General features: G+C 56.3%; 25 protein-coding genes. All 25 read right to left on the bottom strand.

Features of this window, described 5'->3' with window-relative positions; translation table 11 throughout:
• Window positions 1-88: 88 nt before the first annotated feature.
• The 25 genes from J4D99_RS08625 to rpmC all read right to left on the bottom strand — a co-directional run bounded on the left by J4D99_RS08625 (window position 89) and on the right by rpmC (window position 16,699).
• Window positions 89-1,309: a hypothetical protein gene (locus J4D99_RS08625; protein ID WP_208131293.1), complete on the bottom strand. Its 1,221-nt coding sequence runs from the start codon at window positions 1,307-1,309 to the stop codon at window positions 89-91.
• Entirely contained in the window at window positions 1,299-2,093 is a 795-nt protein-coding gene (locus J4D99_RS08620; RefSeq protein ID WP_208131292.1) for a hypothetical protein, read from the bottom strand. Before J4D99_RS08620 ends, J4D99_RS08625 begins: the two co-directional genes overlap by 11 nt.
• 121 nt (window positions 2,094-2,214) lie before the next feature.
• Window positions 2,215-2,790, bottom strand: coding sequence for an RNA polymerase sigma factor (locus J4D99_RS08615; RefSeq protein ID WP_208131291.1), 576 nt, complete (start codon window positions 2,788-2,790; stop codon window positions 2,215-2,217).
• A 97-nt stretch (window positions 2,791-2,887) separates the two neighbouring features.
• A complete protein-coding gene (locus J4D99_RS08610) occupies window positions 2,888-5,521 on the bottom strand; it encodes an MGH1-like glycoside hydrolase domain-containing protein (protein WP_208131290.1) in 2,634 nt (877 codons plus the stop codon).
• 218 nt (window positions 5,522-5,739) lie between these two features.
• Window positions 5,740-6,330 carry a 50S ribosomal protein L17 gene (rplQ, locus tag J4D99_RS08605; protein ID WP_208131289.1) on the bottom strand — a complete coding sequence of 197 codons (591 nt, stop codon included), beginning with the start codon at window positions 6,328-6,330 and terminating at the stop codon, window positions 5,740-5,742.
• A 176-nt stretch (window positions 6,331-6,506) separates the two neighbouring features.
• On the bottom strand, window positions 6,507-7,496 hold the full coding sequence (locus tag J4D99_RS08600; RefSeq protein ID WP_208131288.1) for a DNA-directed RNA polymerase subunit alpha: 990 nt from the start codon (window positions 7,494-7,496) through the stop codon (window positions 6,507-6,509).
• 186 nt (window positions 7,497-7,682) lie between these two features.
• Window positions 7,683-8,288, bottom strand: a complete 606-nt coding sequence (gene rpsD, locus J4D99_RS08595) for a 30S ribosomal protein S4 (RefSeq protein ID WP_144846928.1) — start codon at window positions 8,286-8,288, stop codon at window positions 7,683-7,685.
• A 26-nt stretch (window positions 8,289-8,314) separates the two neighbouring features.
• Entirely contained in the window at window positions 8,315-8,707 is a 393-nt protein-coding gene (gene rpsK, locus J4D99_RS08590) for a 30S ribosomal protein S11 (protein WP_144846925.1), read from the bottom strand.
• An 84-nt stretch (window positions 8,708-8,791) separates the two neighbouring features.
• Window positions 8,792-9,169 carry a 30S ribosomal protein S13 gene (gene rpsM, locus J4D99_RS08585; protein WP_208131287.1) on the bottom strand — a complete coding sequence of 126 codons (378 nt, stop codon included), beginning with the start codon at window positions 9,167-9,169 and terminating at the stop codon, window positions 8,792-8,794.
• A gap of 114 nt (window positions 9,170-9,283) precedes the next feature.
• The gene (gene rpmJ / locus J4D99_RS08580; protein WP_068340511.1) at window positions 9,284-9,400 is read right to left on the bottom strand and encodes a 50S ribosomal protein L36; all 117 of its coding nucleotides are present in this window, start codon (window positions 9,398-9,400) and stop codon (window positions 9,284-9,286) included.
• Between the two features lie 23 nt (window positions 9,401-9,423).
• Window positions 9,424-9,642, bottom strand: coding sequence for a translation initiation factor IF-1 (gene infA, locus J4D99_RS08575; protein WP_035567874.1), 219 nt, complete (start codon window positions 9,640-9,642; stop codon window positions 9,424-9,426).
• 5 nt (window positions 9,643-9,647) lie between these two features.
• Window positions 9,648-10,430, bottom strand: a complete 783-nt coding sequence (gene map / locus J4D99_RS08570; RefSeq protein WP_208131286.1) for a type I methionyl aminopeptidase — start codon at window positions 10,428-10,430, stop codon at window positions 9,648-9,650.
• A 9-nt stretch (window positions 10,431-10,439) separates the two neighbouring features.
• Window positions 10,440-11,756, bottom strand: coding sequence for a preprotein translocase subunit SecY (gene secY, locus J4D99_RS08565; RefSeq protein ID WP_208131285.1), 1,317 nt, complete (start codon window positions 11,754-11,756; stop codon window positions 10,440-10,442).
• Between the two features lie 22 nt (window positions 11,757-11,778).
• Complete coding sequence (rplO, locus tag J4D99_RS08560; protein ID WP_208131284.1) at window positions 11,779-12,225, bottom strand: 50S ribosomal protein L15; 447 nt, start codon at window positions 12,223-12,225, stop codon at window positions 11,779-11,781.
• A 15-nt stretch (window positions 12,226-12,240) separates the two neighbouring features.
• Window positions 12,241-12,420: a 50S ribosomal protein L30 gene (rpmD, locus tag J4D99_RS08555; RefSeq protein ID WP_144846911.1), complete on the bottom strand. Its 180-nt coding sequence runs from the start codon at window positions 12,418-12,420 to the stop codon at window positions 12,241-12,243.
• A 6-nt stretch (window positions 12,421-12,426) separates the two neighbouring features.
• Window positions 12,427-13,041 (bottom strand): 30S ribosomal protein S5, encoded by a 615-nt coding sequence (gene rpsE, locus J4D99_RS08550; protein ID WP_208131283.1) that lies wholly within the window; start codon window positions 13,039-13,041, stop codon window positions 12,427-12,429.
• Between the two features lie 6 nt (window positions 13,042-13,047).
• On the bottom strand, window positions 13,048-13,398 hold the full coding sequence (gene rplR / locus J4D99_RS08545; protein ID WP_144846905.1) for a 50S ribosomal protein L18: 351 nt from the start codon (window positions 13,396-13,398) through the stop codon (window positions 13,048-13,050).
• Window positions 13,399-13,407: 9 nt separating this feature from the next.
• A complete protein-coding gene (gene rplF / locus J4D99_RS08540) occupies window positions 13,408-13,965 on the bottom strand; it encodes a 50S ribosomal protein L6 (RefSeq protein ID WP_208131282.1) in 558 nt (185 codons plus the stop codon).
• A gap of 22 nt (window positions 13,966-13,987) precedes the next feature.
• The gene (rpsH, locus tag J4D99_RS08535) at window positions 13,988-14,386 is read right to left on the bottom strand and encodes a 30S ribosomal protein S8 (protein ID WP_144846899.1); all 399 of its coding nucleotides are present in this window, start codon (window positions 14,384-14,386) and stop codon (window positions 13,988-13,990) included.
• Window positions 14,387-14,701: 315 nt separating this feature from the next.
• Window positions 14,702-14,971, bottom strand: a complete 270-nt coding sequence (gene rpsN, locus J4D99_RS08530; RefSeq protein ID WP_144846881.1) for a 30S ribosomal protein S14 — start codon at window positions 14,969-14,971, stop codon at window positions 14,702-14,704.
• Complete coding sequence (gene rplE / locus J4D99_RS08525; protein WP_173116018.1) at window positions 14,971-15,528, bottom strand: 50S ribosomal protein L5; 558 nt, start codon at window positions 15,526-15,528, stop codon at window positions 14,971-14,973. The genes rpsN and rplE overlap by 1 nt, the downstream gene beginning before the upstream one ends.
• A gap of 14 nt (window positions 15,529-15,542) precedes the next feature.
• Window positions 15,543-15,806, bottom strand: a complete 264-nt coding sequence (rplX, locus tag J4D99_RS08520; protein WP_208131281.1) for a 50S ribosomal protein L24 — start codon at window positions 15,804-15,806, stop codon at window positions 15,543-15,545.
• Window positions 15,807-15,809: 3 nt separating this feature from the next.
• Entirely contained in the window at window positions 15,810-16,178 is a 369-nt protein-coding gene (gene rplN, locus J4D99_RS08515) for a 50S ribosomal protein L14 (protein WP_068340463.1), read from the bottom strand.
• Window positions 16,179-16,187: 9 nt separating this feature from the next.
• Complete coding sequence (gene rpsQ / locus J4D99_RS08510; RefSeq protein WP_133656906.1) at window positions 16,188-16,487, bottom strand: 30S ribosomal protein S17; 300 nt, start codon at window positions 16,485-16,487, stop codon at window positions 16,188-16,190.
• A gap of 2 nt (window positions 16,488-16,489) precedes the next feature.
• On the bottom strand, window positions 16,490-16,699 hold the full coding sequence (rpmC, locus tag J4D99_RS08505; RefSeq protein ID WP_173116020.1) for a 50S ribosomal protein L29: 210 nt from the start codon (window positions 16,697-16,699) through the stop codon (window positions 16,490-16,492).
• Between the last annotated feature and the right edge of the window lie 4 nt (window positions 16,700-16,703).

Here is a 16,703-nt window from a genome sequence, read left to right as displayed (position 1 = left end):
AGGTTTCATCACCCCACAAAAGAACGGTGGACCGGGCTAGCGCTTATTGCTAGCCCGGTCCACCGTTCTTATTTAGCCCAAAGGGATTTTACTTGCTAAAGCGCACCGTACCGTAGCGCACCTTGATGTTGACATTGCCAGCACCGCGGGCCGGCACGCGGCCACCGTACACGCCCATTACGTCGGCGATGCCGTCGGCTTTGCCGCCTTCTGAGAGTACCCGAACCTGCTTTTTATCAACCAGCAGCTGGCCCTGCTCGGTACTCACATCAAAGCGAAAGCTCGGCGTGGCCTCGGCAAAACCCAAGCGAATGGTACTGTAGCCACCATCCAGCGTTATCTGGCGAAAGTTGGCTCCCATGTCGCGCACCTCAAAATCGGGGCAATAGCGCACGGCCATGTCGAGGCCCTCACTGAGCTTGCCCACGCTGAAGTGCGAGTAGCCCGACGAGCCGCGCAGTGTGCGCACCGTGCCCAAAGCAACGTCGCCGTACTTGCTATGCACCGTCAGGTCATGCACGGTGCCCATGTCGATGTCAGAATAATTCGTTTGCAGCTCAATCTGCTCGCCGGCATCGAGGCGCAGGCGGGCATAGTCGGCTTGCAGGCTGGCCTGCCGGGCGTAGGGCAGGGTGGCGTCGCCATTGGCAATGTGCACTACGTTGGCGGTGCCGCTTAGGCGGCCGGTGCGCAGGGCGCCGTAGTTTACGGTAAGCTGGGCCGGGCCCTGCCAGTCGCTCGCCACCGTCACGTCGGCAAATGAGCTGGTGAGGCGCAGCGCCGTGGTGCTAGGCAGCCAGATGGTATAGTTGACTTCGTAGCGGCAGCCACCGCCGCTGCACCGGCCCTTCAGGGCGGGCCCAAACTGCGAGTTCACGGCCACGCCGCCCGTGCGGGCGTCGTAGTCGAGCCACTGCACGCCCAGGCCGTCGAGCAGCTGGCTAGCCCCGGCATCCGTTTCGGCGCGGGCTATCAGCTCGGCTTCTACTTTCATCTCGGGCTTGTTCCAGGCGCTGATGCGCACGTGGCCGTAGCGCGTATCGAGCGCAAACGCCTGCCCGGGCTTGGCTACCCGAAAGCTGCGGCTCAGGCGCCGTCGCTGCTCGATGGGGGGCATGGTTTCTTCCTGGCCAGGGTGCGGCTGGGGCTGGGCGCTGGGCCCATCCTGCGCGGCACTACCCGGCACTGGCGCCATGTAGTAGTTCAGCTGGCTGCGCTCGGGCACCTGCTCGGGGGCAGTCTGCGCCAGCCCCGGCAGGGCTAGGCCCACCAGCGCGGCAGCCAGGCGCCAGGTACGGTTAGCGGCCATTGCGGCGAACAATATTATCGGCCAGGCTGCGGCTGTCGGCCAGCACATATTCGCCGTTGCTGCCAGCCGTGCCGGCCAGGTTGGCCTGGTCACCGGCGTGCAGCTCCAGTTGCTTATCCAGTATATCGAGGCGAATTTGCAGGTTGCGGTTCATGGCCGTTAGCACTACTTCGGGCTGCGGATGCCGGGGCAGCTCGCGCTTCAGCTGCTGGTAGCTCGAATCGAGGCCTACGAGCTCGCGGGCCCATTCGGCCGTCGCATCGGGGGCTAGCTGGCCGAGCTGGGTTTTGCGGTCGGTAAGCTGCGCAATGTAGTAGCGCTCCATGCCGTGCACGGCGGTGTCGAGGCGCGCATCCACATCGGCGCCGCCCTGGCTGGCCGCCAGCACGTTATCGGGGCCGAGATATAGTGCGGCGTCGGCAGCGCTGGGGGCAGTTTCGGTAGCCTGAGCAGCCACAGCCGGGCTATGCTTGGTTTTCCAGGCTTCGCCCAGGCCGGCGGCCACCAGCAGGGCGGCCAGGGCGGCCGCAATGCCGAAGCGCTGCCAGCGCTCGTTTTTCTGTACCCGCAGCACGGGTGGGGCTAGCGGCAGCGAGGCGGCGGGTTGAGCGGTATAGTCGGGGGCAGCAATAGCCATGTGCGGCACATCTGAGGTAGCCGTGCTCTCGCCGTGCAGCTGCTTTTCGAGGGCAGCCCATAGCTCAGGCCGGGGCTCATGCAGGTCGAAATCGGCCCGGTGCCGCTCCGCGTAATTTTCTAGTGAATGACGATTAATAGGGTCCATAATGAATAGGTGCCGCAGAGCTGCGGCGTAGGACTATTACGCGAGGCTAATACGAGTGCCCCGCCGCAACGGCCAGTAACTAGGGTGGGAAAATTTAATTTTCTGCGCTGAAAGCGGCTAACTAGCTTAAGCCGCGCTCCATAGCCAATTCGCGCAAGCGGGTGCGCGCCCGGCTGTACTGCGACTTGGAAGTAGACTCCGTAATGCCCAGAATGCCGGCTATTTCGAGGTGGTCGTAGCCTTCGAGCAAGTACAGCGACAGCACCACCCGGTAGCCATCGGGCAGCTCCTGAATGCAGCGGCGCAGCACGTCGGCGCGGTATTGCTGCTCTTCGGCGTCTTCGTGAGCGTGGGGAGGGCTAGCCTCGGCCGGGGCCGAGTCGTGGTGAAAGTCTTCGAGCGGCACCAGCTGCAAGCGCCGTTGCCGCAGACAGTTGATGCTTTTATTGACGACTATGCGCTTAAGCCAGGCCCCAAACGACGAGTCGCCCTTGTAGCCGCTCAGTTCGCGAAACGCGCTTAGAAAAGACTCTTGCAACACGTCCTCGGCCTCGGCGTAGTCGCCCGTGATGCGCAGGGCGGCGTTGAACATGGCTTTGGAGTAGCGCCGATACAGCTCGGCTTGCGCCTGGCGGTCATTTACGCGGCACCGCTCTACCAGCGGGGCATTGATGTCGATATACGCAACGGCTTCCATAGGCAAACGCAGCTGGGATAAAGCGCAAAGGTCGGTGCTAAGCCGAATTTGTAGCTAACAGACAAGGCGCGTGGCGGCTAGGTTGCACCAAGGCTACTTAAGCTTCTGTTTTGCTACGCTGCTGTAGCAGCCGTACTACCAATCCCGTCCACCCAGTTTGGTGGCTAGCCCCTAGGCCGTGGCCATCGTCGCCGTGAAAGAACTCGTGAAACAACAGGTAATCGCGAAAGTGCGGGTCGTCTTGCAACGGGCCAGCCGGGCCAAAGGCCGGGCGACGGCCCGTTTCGTCTTTCAGCAGCAGCTTGGCCAGGCGCTCAGAAAGTGCATCGGCCACCTGACTCAGGTTGTAGAGCTGGCCCGAGCCAGTCGGATATTCGACCTTAAACGAGTTGTCGTAGTAAGAATGCAGCCGCTGCAATGACTCGATAATGAGATAATTGACTGGGAACCATACTGGCCCGCGCCAGTTGGAGTTACCGCCAAACATATCCGACTCGGCTTCGCCGGCCACATAGCGCACCTCGAAACTGTCTTCGGCAGTGTGGTACTCATAGGGATGCTCCAGATGGTAGCGCGAAAGCGAGCGAATGCCATAATCGGAGAGAAACTCTGTTTCATCGAGCATGCGCGTGAGCACGCTCTTGAGGCGGTTGCGGCGCATAAGGCTCAGCAGGTGGCGGGCACCCTTGCCGGGCTCCTGCCAGCGGCTCACCAGGGCCGCCAGGTGGGGGCGGTGCTGCACTAGCCACCACGCCCGGGCCGTAAACTGCGGCACGGCTTCCAGCAGCTCATCCTCAATTACTTCTACCGCAAACAACGGAATCAGCCCCACCATCGAGCGGATGCGCAGACGCTCGCGCGAGTCGTCGGGCATGTGCAGCACGTCATAGTAAAACTGGTCCTGCTCATCCCATAGATTAAACTCGCCGCCGCCCCCTAGCGTCATGGCGTGGGCAATGTAGAGAAAGTGCTCGAAAAACTTGCTCGCCATTTCCTGATACACCGGGTTGGTTTTGGCCAGCTCCAGGGCCATTCGCATCAGGTTGAGAGAGAACATGGCCATCCAGCTGGTGCCGTCGCTCTGTTCAATCTTACCGCCCGTTGGCAGCGGCGCCGAGCGGTCAAACACACCAATGTTGTCCATCCCCAGAAAGCCGCCCTCGAAGATGTTGCGCTCATCGCGGTCCTTGCGGTTTACCCACCATGTGAAGGTCATCACCAGCTTTTGAAAAACGGCTTCCAAAAACTGCGTGTCGCCCTGGCCACCGTTTAGCTTGCGGTCCATCTGGTACACGCGCCAGGTAGCCCAGGCATGCACCGGCGCATTCACGTCCTCAAATTTCCACTCGTAGGCGGGCATCTGGCCGTTGGGGTGCAGGTAGCCATCCTGCGTCAGCAGCCGCAGCTGCTGCTTGGCAAAGCTGGCATCGAGCATAGCTAGCGGCAGGCAGTGGAAAGCTAAATCCCAGGCCGCATACCACGGGTATTCCCACTTGTCGGGCATCGAGATGATGTCGGCATTGTGGAGATGGCGCCATGTCGAGTTACGCCCCCTTTGGCGGGCTCCCTGCGGTGCCGGCCAGTTGGGGTCGCCATCAAGCCACTGGCTTACGTCGTAGTAGTAATACTGCTTGCTCCACAGCATCCCGGCGAAGGCCTGGCGCTGCACAGCCCGCGCATCGGGGCTAGCCACTCCTTCCTGCACGCAGTCATAAAACACGTCGGCCTCTTGCTGGCGCTCGGCAAAAATCTGGTCGAAGTCGGCAAACGGTGCCTCATGCGCGGGCTGGCTCAGACGCAGGCGCACCTGCTGCGACTCGCCCGGCGCGATGGTCAGCGTGTAGTGTGCCGCCGCCTTCGTGCCACGCTGGGCAGGGTTAACTGCCTTGCGGTGGCGCCGCACCACGTAGTCATTGATTCCATCCTTCCAATAGCTGCCCCAGCCGGCCTTACGGCCCAGCAGTTTGGGATTGGTTTCGTTGTCGCAAAAGAGGAGCGCACCAGGTCGCTCGCAATACAGCTGGTACTGCCCTAGCGCGTGGTGCCGGGCCTCTACCCTATCGGGCCGGGCCTGGCGCAACTCTGGCTTCCGGTCATCATAGCCCCAGGCCCAGGTATTGCGAAACCATAGCTGCGGGAGTACGTGCAGCGTGGCGGCTTCGGGCCCACGGTTGTGCGCCGTAATGCGTATCAGCACGTCATCAGGTCCAGCCTTGGCATACTCTACAAACACGTCGAAGTAGCGATTCTCCTTAAAGATGCCCGTATCCAGCAACTCATACTCTGGCTCTAAGCGGCTGCGGCGGGCATTCTCCGCGCACAGGTCTTCGTAGGGAAACGCCTGCTGCGGATACTTGTACAGCATCTTCATGTACGAGTGCGTAGGCGTGCTGTCGAGGTAGTAATACTGCTCCTTCACATCTTCGCCGTGGTTGCCCTGCCCATTGGTCAGGCCATACAGCCGCTCCTTCAGTAGCGGGTCCACGCCATTCCACAGCCCTACTCCAAAGCAAAGCTGTTGCTGGTCGTCGCTCAGGCCCGCTAGGCCCTCTTCGCCCCAACGATAGGCGTACCCACGTGCCATATCATGGGTAATAAAATCCCAGGCATTGCCATCAGCACTATAATCCTCGCGTACCGTGCCCCACTGCCGTTCGGTGAGGTAAGGGCCAAACTTCTTCCACGCTGCCGTCTGGTTATTGGCTTCCGCCAAGCGTCGCTGTTCCTGCATAATAACTCACTAAAAGCCTCGCTGGCCGCTAGCCCTGCCTTGGTTGGCAAAACAGCTCTTAGCTTGGCTGACTCTCAAATTCCTCTCATACTGCTAGCGTCCGCCACAGTTGCCTTACCTGGACCCTAGCCAACTCAATCTACCTGACTGTCTCTTGCATAAAAAAGGGGGATGCGCCTCACGGCACATCCCCCTTTTCTGTACAGCTTGTACTAAAACTACTCAGCCGTCTCGGCTTCCTCACGGGTTTCGCCGTTCGTCAGCGTATCGGTAGCTGTGTCAGCCGGAGCCGACTCAGCAGTAGCAGCCGGAGCATCAGCTACCACGGCAGCCGACGTACCAGCTTCGTTGCCAGCAGCTTCAGCGCCGCCTTTGCCACCCCGACGACGCGAACGACGCGTGGTAGTAGCCTTGGCTTCGTTAGCATTTTTAGCTTCGAGCAGCGTCTCGTTGAAGTCAACCAGCTCGATGATGCACATATCGGCATTGTCGCCGGCGCGGGTGGCGCTCAGCTTCAGAATGCGCGTATAGCCACCGGGGCGGTTAGCAATGCGGGCAGCAACCTCACCATACAGCTCTTTCAGGCTCTCCTTGTTTTGCAGGGTAGCAAACACGGTACGGCGCGAGTGCGTGGTATCATCTTTCGATTTGGTCAGCAGCGGCTCTACAAACTGGCGCAGGGCTTTAGCTTTGGCTAGGGTCGTCGTTACGCGCTTCGAGATGATGAGCGACGAAGCCATGTTCGACAGCATCGCATTGCGGTGGGCGGCAGTACGGCCCAGGTGGTTGATTTTTTTACCGTGTCGCATCGGACAGTTTTGGGTAAATGCTACGCTTGCGGACCAGGACCACGGCGGGTCGCGAGAACCTCATTAGAACCCTAATCCCTAGGGCGTAGCGGGTTGAATAAATAGGTAACAATAAAAAATTACTGGCTGCCACTTCCTTTCAGCAAGGAGTTAGCAGCCAGCAAGGCAATCTACTTCTAGTCTTCGTCCAGGCGGTATTTGCTCAGGTCCATGCCGAAGTGCAGGCCCTTCTCTTCCACCAGGTTTTCCAATTCAGTGAGGCTCTTCTTACCGAAGTTGCGGAACTTCATCATGTCGGCCATGTCGAGCTGCACGAGCTCGCCCAGAGTCTTGATGTCGGCCGCTTTCAGGCAGTTGTAAGCGCGAACCGAAAGGTCCATCTCGCCAAGCGAGGTCTTAAGCACCTTGCGCATCGCAAGGGTTTCCTCGTCGATAGGCTCAGCGGCTACTGGGCGGTTGCCGCTCAGCTGCATCGTGCTATCCGAGAACAGCATGAAGTGCTGAATGAGGATATTGGCGGCACCTTTCAGTGCTTCCTCAGGGTGAATCGAACCGTCGGTCGAGATTTCAATTAACAAGCGCTCGTAGTCCGTCTTCTGCTCAACGCGGGTGTTCTCGATGCTATACTTCACGTTCTTGATAGGCGTGTAGATAGCATCGATAGCAATTTGACCGAAAACCTGGTCGGCAGGCTTGTTCTCGTCGGCGGGCACATAGCCACGACCGCGCGCGACCGTCAACTCAAACTCCAGTTCCTTGGCCGGGTCGAGGTTGCAGATAACCAGTTTCGGGTTCAAAATCTGGAAGCCCACAGCAAATTTGCCGATGTCACCTGCAGTGAAGCTGTCTTGCCCACTCACGCGCACCGTAATCTTGTCCTCAATGGCGTCGCTGATTTTTTTGAAGCGCACCTGCTTGAGGTTCAGGATGATTTCGGACATGTCCTCAATCACCCCCTCAATCGTCGAAAATTCGTGCAGCACCGAAGTCGTGCGCACCGACGTAATGGCGAAGCCCTCCAGCGACGAGAGCAGAATACGCCGTAGCGCGTTCCCAATCGTTACGCCGTAGCCCTTCTCCAGAGGCTTGAATTCAAACGTCCCGGTGAAGTCGTCGGATTTCTCCATTACCACCTTCTCCGGCATTTGAAAAGCTAAGATTGACATATGTGGGGCAGTTAATTAGTGTAATACAGGAAAAGCAAGCCGAAGCTTGCCTCAAATTTGGGTAGCCAGCCAAAACCACAAATGGGTTGTTTTCGTGCCCTAGCGCGCTAAAAAGCAACTATCTAGGGGCACCGGCTTAGCACAAATGCGGCCCGAGCCGAGCCCGGGCCGCACCAAGTGCCAGTATTACTTCGAATACAATTCGACGATGAGCTGCTCCGTGATTTTCTCCGGAATCAGGTCACGCGACGGCATATTGGTGAACTTACCCACCATTTCCTTGCCATCCCACTCCAGCCACGAGAACTGACGAGCATTGCGCACGGTCAGCGAGGTCGTGATAGCTTCGAGCGACTTCGACTTCTCACGCACGCCAACTTGGTCGCCAGCGCGGAGCTTGTACGAAGGAATGTTTACTACCTCACCGTTTACCGTGATGTGCTTGTGCGACACCAGCTGGCGAGCAGCACGGCGGGTGCTGGCAATACCCAAGCGGTAAACTACGTTGTCAAGGCGCGACTCCAGCAGGCCCAGCAGGTTGTCACCGGTGATGCCGGGCAACACAGCAGCTTTGTGGAACAGGTTCTCAAATTGCTTCTCGAGCACGCCGTATAGGTATTTCACCTTCTGTTTCTCCATCAGCTGGACAGCATATTCCGACTGCTTCTTGCGGCGGCCACGGCCGTGCTGGCCGGGGGGGTAATTCTTTTTGTTGAGCGCTTTGCTCGGGCCGAAAATCGGCTCCGAAAAGCGACGGGCGATTTTGGCGGTAGGGCCAGTATAACGTGCCATTTTAGAAAAATATCAGAAGTAAAAAATCAAACGCGGCGACGCTTTGGCGGGCGGCAGCCGTTGTGCGGCAGCGGCGTCACGTCGCGGATGGTCGTCACTTCGATACCAATGTTGCCCAGTGCACGGATGGCCGACTCACGACCAGCACCAGGGCCTTTCACAAACACCTCGGCTTTGCGCATACCCAGGTCATGGGCTACTTTGCCACAGTCGCTAGCTGCCATTTGAGCAGCGTAAGGCGTGTTTTTCTTCGAACCACGGAAACCCATCTTACCGGCCGAAGCCCAAGAAATTACTTGGCCGTTCGAGTTGGTTACCGAGATGATGATGTTGTTGAAAGAGGCGCGGATGTGGACCTGGCCCACCTGCTCCACTACGACAAGCCGCTTCTTGGCTTTGTCTTTTCTTTTTTGTGCCATTTAGTTATCGCTGTAAATGCGGCAGGTGTTGGCTCCGCCTCACGCTCACGCAGAGCATGGGGCGGAGCCGATTGCCGCTACTGGTTATTTCGTTGCTTTCTTCTTGCCAGCCACGGTTTTGCGCTTGCCCTTGCGGGTACGCGAGTTGTTCTTGGTACGCTGACCACGAACAGGCAGTCCTTTGCGGTGGCGCAGGCCGCGGTAGCAGCCAATATCCATCAGACGCTTAATGTTGAGCTGAATCTCCGAGCGCAGTACGCCTTCGGTCTTATGTTCAGCAGCGATGATGGCGCGGATTTCACCCGCTTCGGCCTCGGTCCAATCTTTCACCTTCTTGTTGATATCAATACCAGCTTTGGTGAGAATTTTAACCGAGTTGCTCCGGCCGATGCCGAAGATGTAAGTCAGGGCGATTTCGCCGCGCTTGTTGTCCGGGATGTCAACCCCTGCGATACGAGCCATATTGGTTAGTTAGATGTTTGCGGACCAGAAAGCCCGGCAGCGGCTTGGAAGGCGGCCTAGCGAACAAAAGTTCAAAAGGCCAGTACCCAAGGCTCCGGGTTTCTGAAAATTGATTTAGCCCTGACGCTGCTTGAAGCGGGGGTTCTTCTTGTTGATAACGTAGAGCTTGCCGTTGCGACGGATGATTTTGCAATCAACGCTACGTTTCTTCACCGAGGTTTTTACTTTCATGACCTTGAAAAGAACGAAAAAAATTACTTGTAACGATACTTAATGCGGCCTTTCGACAAGTCGTAGGGCGACATTTCGAGCTTTACCTTGTCGCCGGGCAGAATCTTGATGTAGTGCATCCGCATCTTGCCCGAAATATGGGCAATCAGTTGGTGGCCATTTTCCAATTCCACGCGAAACATGGCGTTAGAAAGGGCTTCGAGGATGGTACCGTCCTGCTCGATGGAGGCTTGTTTTGCCATAAGGGCTATTGCAGTGCTTTTTCTATGTAGTCAAAGGAGGTCAGAATCTCTGCCTTGTCTTTTCTAACAACAACGGTGTGCTCAAAGTGCGCGGCTGGCTTATTGTCGCGCGTTCGGATAGTCCAGCCATCTTTTTCCTGCACCACGTCCTTCTTGCCAAGGGTAACCATTGGCTCAATGGCTAGGGTCATGCCGGTTTGCAAGAGTGGTCCAGAGCCCCGCTTGCCGTAGTTTGGCACCTCCGGTTTCTCATGGAGCTTTGCCCCTACCCCATGGCCTACTAGCTCGCGCACTACGCCGTAGCCCTTGGGCGCCACGTAGTTTTGAATGGCATAGCTAATATCGCCTACGCGGTTGCCGGCCACGGCCTGCTCTATGCCTTTATACAGCGATGCCTTCGTTTCCTCAAGCAACTTCTGCACTTCCGGCGCCACCTCCCCGATTGGGTAAGTGTAAGCACTATCTGCGTGGTATCCATTAAGGAACACCCCGCAATCTACTGTCAAAATATCCCCACTCTTCAATGGTTCATCAGTAGCAAACCCGTGTACCACCACCGAGTTAGGACTCAGGCAACAGCTGTGAGGGAAACCGTATAATCCTTTGAACGAAGGGGTAGCTCCGTGGTCACGGATGAACTCCTCGGCGCGGCGGTCTAGTTGTCGCGTCGTGGCTCCCTCCCGCACCAGCGCAGCTACCTCGCCGTGGGCACGCGCCAACAGTTGCCCAGCGGCGCGCATTAAGTCTATTTCTTCTTCAGTCTTATACTGAATAGTACCAGTTGCCATTCTACTACTTTACGAGGCAATGGCTATCGGCTGCGATGGGCGACCGCGCAATTTACCTGATTTCATCATACCGTCGTAATGGCGCATCAGCAAGTAGCTTTCTACCTGATTGAGTGTATCCAATACTACACCCACCATAATGATGAGCGAAGTACCGCCGTAGAACAGCGACAAAGGCCGAGTGACGCCTAGCAGCAATGCCAAGGTCGGGAAGACTGCAATTAAGGCAAGGGCTACAGCGCCTGGTAGCGTAACACGAGTCAGAATTTCGTCAATGAATTCCGATGTATCGCGGCCCGGCTTCACCCCTGGAACAAACCCACCACTACGCTTCAGGTCGTCTGCAATCTGATTAGGATTGACGCTGATAGCAGTGTAGAAGTACGTGAAAACGATAATCAGCAATGCGAATACCGTATTATACACCCAATGTTCGGGCGAGAAATACGCCGCGATGGTGGCCGCCATATCACTGTTCTTGTCCCACGCCGAAGCTGCAATACTAGGCACAAACATGAGCGACTGAGCGAAAATGATAGGCATAACGCCAGCAGCATTAACCTTCAGTGGGATAAACTGGCGCTGAGCATCCAATTGAGTAGCTCCTCCTACTTGTTTGGCATACTGCACCGGAATACGACGAACGGCTTGGGTAAGCACGATAACCGCCATTACTACTAAGAACAGCACAACCATTTCCAGTAGGAAGACCAGCGCATGACTCAGGCCCTTCGAAGCGCCTTCGCCAATGAGGGCACCGGGCAGACGCGACACAATACCAATCATGATAATCATGGAGATACCATTGCCAATGCCTTTATCAGTAATCTTCTCCCCTAGCCACATGCAAAACAGCGTACCTGCTGTTATGATGAGTATGGTAGAAATAGTGAAGAATGTACCTGGGTTAACAATAGCCTCGGCATTAATCGTGGCTAAAAAGCCTACCGATTGCGCCATCACAATTGGAATAGTGAGTATGCGGGTATACTGGTTGATTTTGTTTCGGCCAGACTCACCTTCCTTTTGCAGCTTCTGAAAGTAAGGCACGGCTATCGTGAGCAATTGTAACACGATAGAAGCCGATATATAGGGCATAATACCCAACGCGAAAATCGATGCGTGGCTAAATGCCCCACCAAGTAGCGTATCGAGAATACCGAATACACCCCCAGTACCTTGCTTAAGCTGTGTGGGGTCTACACCAGGCAGAACCACGTAGCAGCCTAGCCGGTAGATAGCAATGAAAAATAGCGTATTGAGGATTCGCGTACGCAAATCCTCAATAGCGAAAATATTCTTTATCGTTTCGATAAACTTATTCATTGCCAATGACTAACAATATAAGCTACAGCGTAACTGCTTTGCCACCTGCTTTTTCGATTGCCTCAACGGCTGATTTCGAGAAAGCGTGAGCGTGTACCTCGATAGCGGCGCTAAGTTCGCCACGGCCAAGCACTTTGATTTTAGAATTCTTCGACACTAAGCCAGCTTCGGTGAAGTAGCCATCAGCCATCGTAGCTGAGTTATTAGCTTCGAACAGGCCCTGGAGTACATCTAGGTTGATGCCTTTGTACTCAACGCGATTAATGTTTTTGAAGCCGAATTTAGGCACGCGACGCTGAAGCGGCATTTGCCCCCCTTCGAAGCCCGACTTGCGCGAGTAACCTGAGCGCGACTTGGCACCCTTGTGGCCACGGGTAGCGGTACCACCGCCGCCCGAACCTTCACCACGACCGAGGCGCTTGTTGTTGCGCGTAGAGCCAGCGGCGGGTCTGAGATTAGATAGATTCATGACTAGGATAAACGCTTACAGTTCGGTTACTTCCAGCAGGTGCTTCACTGCGTTCACCATACCCAGCACGCTGGGGTTGGCTTCGTGAGTAGCGGTGCTGTTCAATTTATTCAGGCCGAGGGCCTGCACGGTGCGCTTCTGACGCTCGGGGCGGTCAATTGCGCTGCGCACGAGCTTTACTTGAATCTGTGGCATGGTCAATTAACCGTTAAAAACGCGAGCGAGAGAAATGCCACGCGCCTGAGCGATTTGCATCGGGTCGCGCATTTTGGCAAGAGCAGCAAAGGTAGCCTTTACCACGTTGTGGGGGTTCGACGAGCCTTTCGACTTAGCCAGTACATCTTTGATACCAGCTGATTCGAACACGGCGCGCATGGCACCGCCGGCGATTACGCCCGTACCAGCCGCAGCGGGCTGCACGAGTACGAAACCTCCGCCGTAGCGGCCTTCCATTACGTGAGGAACAGTGTGCTTGTACAGCGGCACTTTCACCACGTTTTTGCGAGCGTCGTCAATGCCTTTGGCAATGGCGTCGGTTACCTCGTTGGCTTTGCCCAGGCCGTAGCCCACGTTGCCTTTTCCGTCGCCTACCACCACGATAGCCGAGAAGCTGAAGCGACGACCACCTTTCACCACTTTGGCTACACGGTTGATGGCTACTACCTTTTCTTTGAAATCCGAGTCGCCTTGCACAGCGCTGTCGTTGCCGCGGCCACCGCGGTCATTGCCGCGACGGTCGTTACCGCCCCGGTTGTTACCCCCACGGTCGTTGCCTCCGGCACCGCCACCACGGTTGTTGTTGTTATACTCTGCCATGATGCCTTAGAAATTGAGGCCGCCTTCGCGGGCTCCTTCTGCCAATGATTTAACGCGACCGTGATAGAGATAGCCCGAACGGTCGAACACTACTTTGGTAATGCCAGCCTCCTGCGCTTTTGCAGCGATTTCGCGGCCTACGGCGGCAGCTAGGGCCACGCCGTTACCACCTTCAGCGGTTACCTTCTTCGACGAAGCAGCAGCTAGCGTGCGACCAGCCGTGTCATCGATAATCTGGGCATAGATGCCCGTGTTGGAGCGGAACACCGACAGGCGCGGGCGCTCCGGTGTGCCGGACACTTTCGTGCGGATGATGCGCTGAATGCGCTTCCGGCGAGATGCTTTATCGAAAGCCATGATACTAGATTACTTTTTAGCGGCAGTCTTGCCGGCTTTACGACGAACGATTTCACCCACGAAGCGAACACCTTTGCCTTTGTAAGGCTCCACTTTGCGTAACGAGCGGATTTTGGCGGCTACTTGGCCCACCAACTGCTTATCGATGCTGGTCAGGGTAACGATGGGGTTCTTACCTTTTTCAGTGACGGCAGTAGCCGATACTTCAGGAGGCATAGCCAGATACACGTTGTGTGAGTAGCCGAGCGACAGTTCCAGGGCTTTGCCGTTGAGAGCGGCCTTGTAACCTACGCCTACCAGCTCAAGCTTGTGCTCATAGCCAGCGCTCACACCGGTAACCATGTTATTGATGAGGGCGCGGTAGAGGCCGTGCATCGCCTTGTGGCGCTTCTGCTCCGTGGGACGAGTTACTACTACGTTGCCATCTTCGGTAGCTACCGTGATGTCACGGTCTACTTGCTGAGTCAGCGTGCCCTTAGGGCCTTTCACCGTTACGGTGTTTTCGTTGTCAACCGAAACCTGCACACCGCTGGGCAGGCTAATCGGCAGTTTACCAATGCGGGACATATAGATACTAGGGCTTAGCAGGTTAGTACACGTAGCACAGCACCTCGCCGCCCACGTTCTCGTTTTTAGCCTCCTTCTCGGTCATTACCCCTTTCGAGGTCGACAAGATGGCAACACCCAAGCCACTCAGTACGCGGGGCAGGTTCTCGACATGCCGATACTGGCGCAGGCCGGGGGTGCTCACGCGCTCCAGCTTGGTGATAGCCGGGGCTTTGGTAGTGGGATTATACTTCAGGGCGATTTTAATCACGCCTTGGGCCGAAGTATCATCAAACCGGTAGCTCTGAATGTAGCCCTTGTGGTAGAGCACTTTCGTGATTTCCTTTTTGATGTTGCTGGCCGGGATTTCCACTACCCGGTGGTTCGCCTTGATGGCGTTGCGCAACCGGGTGAGGTAGTCGGCAATCGGGTCAGTATTCATTTGTTTTTAATTGGTCCACAACTTGGGGCCGCAAAGATAAGAAAATTTCGCAGCAGTAGCTAATAGCCCTACAGCGAAATTTCAGTTAAGACTACTGGGCTCGGCTTTCGGGGCGCGGCCCATGGTTTCTTTCGGCAACCTGCCAAATAGGGTGGGCTAGGCCCACGGATATTCTGTTTCGGGGTGCAAAGGTAGCAGGAAGTGTGGCACTTATGCAAGGCCCACTTTCAACAAAAATTTGTGACGACTCAACTATTAGACAAAAAAGCCCTCAACTCGGTAAGTTGAGGGCTTCATATTCTCTAAGCTGTAGTACTACCAGCTCGACTTCGTAACGCCGGGAATCTTACCAGCCAGCGCCATTTCGCGGAAGCGAACGCGGCTGATACCAAACTTGCGCATGTAGCCACGGGGGCGGCCGTCAATCATGTCGCGGTTGTGCAAACGCACAGGCGACGCGTTGCGGGGCAGCTTGTCGAGGCCAGCGTAGTCACCGGCAGCTTTCAGGGCCTTGCGCTTCTCAGCGTAGCGGGCTACCAGGGCAACGCGCTTGCGGGCCCGGGCTTTGATAGATTCTTTAGCCATTATTCAGCTTCCTTTTTAGCGTTAGCGAAGGGCATACCGAAAGCGCGGAGAAGCTCATAGCTTTGCTCATCGTTTTCGGCCGTCGTTACGAAGGTGATATCCATACCAGAGATGCCTTTGATTTTATCAATCGAAATCTCGGGGAAGATAATCTGCTCCTTTACACCTAGGGTATAATTACCCCGGCCGTCGAAGCCCTTATCGTTGATGCCTTTGAAGTCACGTACACGGGGCAAGGCCACGGTCAGCAAACGGTCCAGGAATTCGTACATCCGCTCGCCGCGCAGCGTAACGCGCGCACCGATGGGCATACCCTCACGGAGTTTGAAGTTAGAAACCGAACGCTTCGCGATGGTTGGAACAGCTTTCTGACCGGTGATGGTCGTCAACTCTTCTACCCCGTTGTCAACCAGCTTCTTGTCAGCAACAGCGGCACCGATGCCACGGTTGATGCAGATTTTGGTGATGCGCGGTACCTGCATGATGCTCTTATACTGGAATTTCTCCTGGAGCGCGGGTACCACCTCTTTTTCGTATTTATCTTTTAGACGGGCCATGGTCGTAGTGCGGATTAAGCGGTGGCCGAATCAACCTTCTTCACGTTCGACACGTGAATGGGGCTTTCGATTTTGGTGATGCCGCCCTGGGGGTTCTTCGCACTCGGCTTGTTGTGCTTGGTTACCAGGTTTAGGCCTTCTACGATGACGCGCTGCGTCGAGCGGTTCACCGACTTGATAACGCCACGCTTGCCCTTTTCATCGCCAGCAATTACGAGTACGTTGTCGCCCGTCTTCACGTGCAGCTGAACGGGGGCTGCTTTCTGTTTCGTTGCCATAACTTAAATTACTTCAGGGGCTAACGATACGATTTTCATGAACTGCTTCTCGCGCAGTTCGCGGGCTACTGGCCCGAAAATGCGCGTGCCGCGGGGCTCGTCGTTGTTGTTGAGCAGTACGGCAGCGTTGTCATCGAAGCGGATGTAAGAACCGTCCTTGCGGCGGATTTCTTTCTTCACACGTACGATAACGGCCTTGCTAACCGTACCCTTCTTGGCGTTGCCCGAAGGTATAGCCGATTTGATGGCTACCACGATTTTATCACCAACCGTAGCGTATTTCTTGCCCGTGCCACCCAGTACGCGGATGCAGAGCACTTCCTTGGCGCCGCTATTGTCGGCTACCGTGAGGCGGGATTCTTGCTGTATCATCGTTCAGGATTATTTAGCACGTTCAACAATTTCAACCAAGCGCCAGCGCTTGGTCTTGCTCAGGGGGCGGGTGCTCATGATGCGCACCAGGTCACCTTCGCCGCACTCGTTTTTCTCGTCGTGGGCGTGGAACTTGGTGGTCTTGCTCACGAATTTGCCGTAAATCGGGTGCTGGTGTTTTGCAACAACGGCTACCGTGATGGACTTATCCATCTTAGAGCTGGTCACCTTGCCCACGATTTCTTTCCGCATGTTGCGGTCCGAAGCGTTATCGTGAGCCGGCAGAAGGTTTTCTTGAGTCGGTTCCATTACTAGGCTTTGTTAGAGGCCTGCTCATTGTTCCGACGCGAAAGCTCCGTTTGCAGGCGAGCAACGGTTTTGCGGTTGGCCTTCAGGCGGCCGGGGTTTTCGAGCGGGCTGATAGCGTGCGCGAAGCGCATCTGCTGGCCGTTGGTTTGCTCGGTCTTAATCTGAGTGCGCAGGTCGTCGAGCGACAGGGCGCGGATTTCTTCGTTTTTCATCGAA

Origin of the sequence: Hymenobacter sp. BT559 (assembly GCF_017571525.1) — a bacterium.
In the GTDB taxonomy this organism is placed as follows: domain Bacteria; phylum Bacteroidota; class Bacteroidia; order Cytophagales; family Hymenobacteraceae; genus Hymenobacter; species Hymenobacter ginsengisoli.
This window is presented reverse-complemented; position numbering and strand designations above follow the sequence as displayed.

Excerpts from the sequence above, each read along its gene's own strand:
- rplQ (WP_208131289.1), bottom strand. The coding sequence starts at position 6,330 with ATGCGACACGGTAAAAAAATCAACCACCTGGGCCGTACTGCCGCCCAC.
- rpsH (WP_144846899.1), bottom strand. The coding sequence starts at position 14,386 with ATGAATACTGACCCGATTGCCGACTACCTCACCCGGTTGCGCAACGCC.
- rpsQ (WP_133656906.1), bottom strand. The coding sequence starts at position 16,487 with ATGGAACCGACTCAAGAAAACCTTCTGCCGGCTCACGATAACGCTTCG.
- J4D99_RS08600 (WP_208131288.1), bottom strand. The coding sequence starts at position 7,496 with ATGTCAATCTTAGCTTTTCAAATGCCGGAGAAGGTGGTAATGGAGAAA.
- rplN (WP_068340463.1), bottom strand. The coding sequence starts at position 16,178 with ATGATACAGCAAGAATCCCGCCTCACGGTAGCCGACAATAGCGGCGCC.
- rpsK (WP_144846925.1), bottom strand. The coding sequence starts at position 8,707 with ATGGCACAAAAAAGAAAAGACAAAGCCAAGAAGCGGCTTGTCGTAGTG.
- rpsD (WP_144846928.1), bottom strand. The coding sequence starts at position 8,288 with ATGGCACGTTATACTGGCCCTACCGCCAAAATCGCCCGTCGCTTTTCG.
- rpsE (WP_208131283.1), bottom strand. The coding sequence starts at position 13,041 with ATGGCAGAGTATAACAACAACAACCGTGGTGGCGGTGCCGGAGGCAAC.
- J4D99_RS08615 (WP_208131291.1), bottom strand. The coding sequence starts at position 2,790 with ATGGAAGCCGTTGCGTATATCGACATCAATGCCCCGCTGGTAGAGCGG.
- rplR (WP_144846905.1), bottom strand. The coding sequence starts at position 13,398 with ATGGCTTTCGATAAAGCATCTCGCCGGAAGCGCATTCAGCGCATCATC.
- rplX (WP_208131281.1), bottom strand. The coding sequence starts at position 15,806 with ATGGCAACGAAACAGAAAGCAGCCCCCGTTCAGCTGCACGTGAAGACG.
- rplF (WP_208131282.1), bottom strand. The coding sequence starts at position 13,965 with ATGTCCCGCATTGGTAAACTGCCGATTAGCCTGCCCAGCGGTGTGCAG.
- rplE (WP_173116018.1), bottom strand. The coding sequence starts at position 15,528 with ATGGCCCGTCTAAAAGATAAATACGAAAAAGAGGTGGTACCCGCGCTC.
- rpmJ (WP_068340511.1), bottom strand. The coding sequence starts at position 9,400 with ATGAAAGTAAAAACCTCGGTGAAGAAACGTAGCGTTGATTGCAAAATC.
- rpsM (WP_208131287.1), bottom strand. The coding sequence starts at position 9,169 with ATGGCTCGTATCGCAGGGGTTGACATCCCGGACAACAAGCGCGGCGAA.
- rplO (WP_208131284.1), bottom strand. The coding sequence starts at position 12,225 with ATGAATCTATCTAATCTCAGACCCGCCGCTGGCTCTACGCGCAACAAC.
- secY (WP_208131285.1), bottom strand. The coding sequence starts at position 11,756 with ATGAATAAGTTTATCGAAACGATAAAGAATATTTTCGCTATTGAGGAT.
- J4D99_RS08620 (WP_208131292.1), bottom strand. The coding sequence starts at position 2,093 with ATGGACCCTATTAATCGTCATTCACTAGAAAATTACGCGGAGCGGCAC.
- rpmC (WP_173116020.1), bottom strand. The coding sequence starts at position 16,699 with ATGAAAAACGAAGAAATCCGCGCCCTGTCGCTCGACGACCTGCGCACT.
- map (WP_208131286.1), bottom strand. The coding sequence starts at position 10,430 with ATGGCAACTGGTACTATTCAGTATAAGACTGAAGAAGAAATAGACTTA.
- rpsN (WP_144846881.1), bottom strand. The coding sequence starts at position 14,971 with ATGGCTAAAGAATCTATCAAAGCCCGGGCCCGCAAGCGCGTTGCCCTG.
- infA (WP_035567874.1), bottom strand. The coding sequence starts at position 9,642 with ATGGCAAAACAAGCCTCCATCGAGCAGGACGGTACCATCCTCGAAGCC.
- J4D99_RS08625 (WP_208131293.1), bottom strand. The coding sequence starts at position 1,309 with ATGGCCGCTAACCGTACCTGGCGCCTGGCTGCCGCGCTGGTGGGCCTA.
- rpmD (WP_144846911.1), bottom strand. The coding sequence starts at position 12,420 with ATGCCACAGATTCAAGTAAAGCTCGTGCGCAGCGCAATTGACCGCCCC.
- J4D99_RS08610 (WP_208131290.1), bottom strand. The coding sequence starts at position 5,521 with ATGCAGGAACAGCGACGCTTGGCGGAAGCCAATAACCAGACGGCAGCG.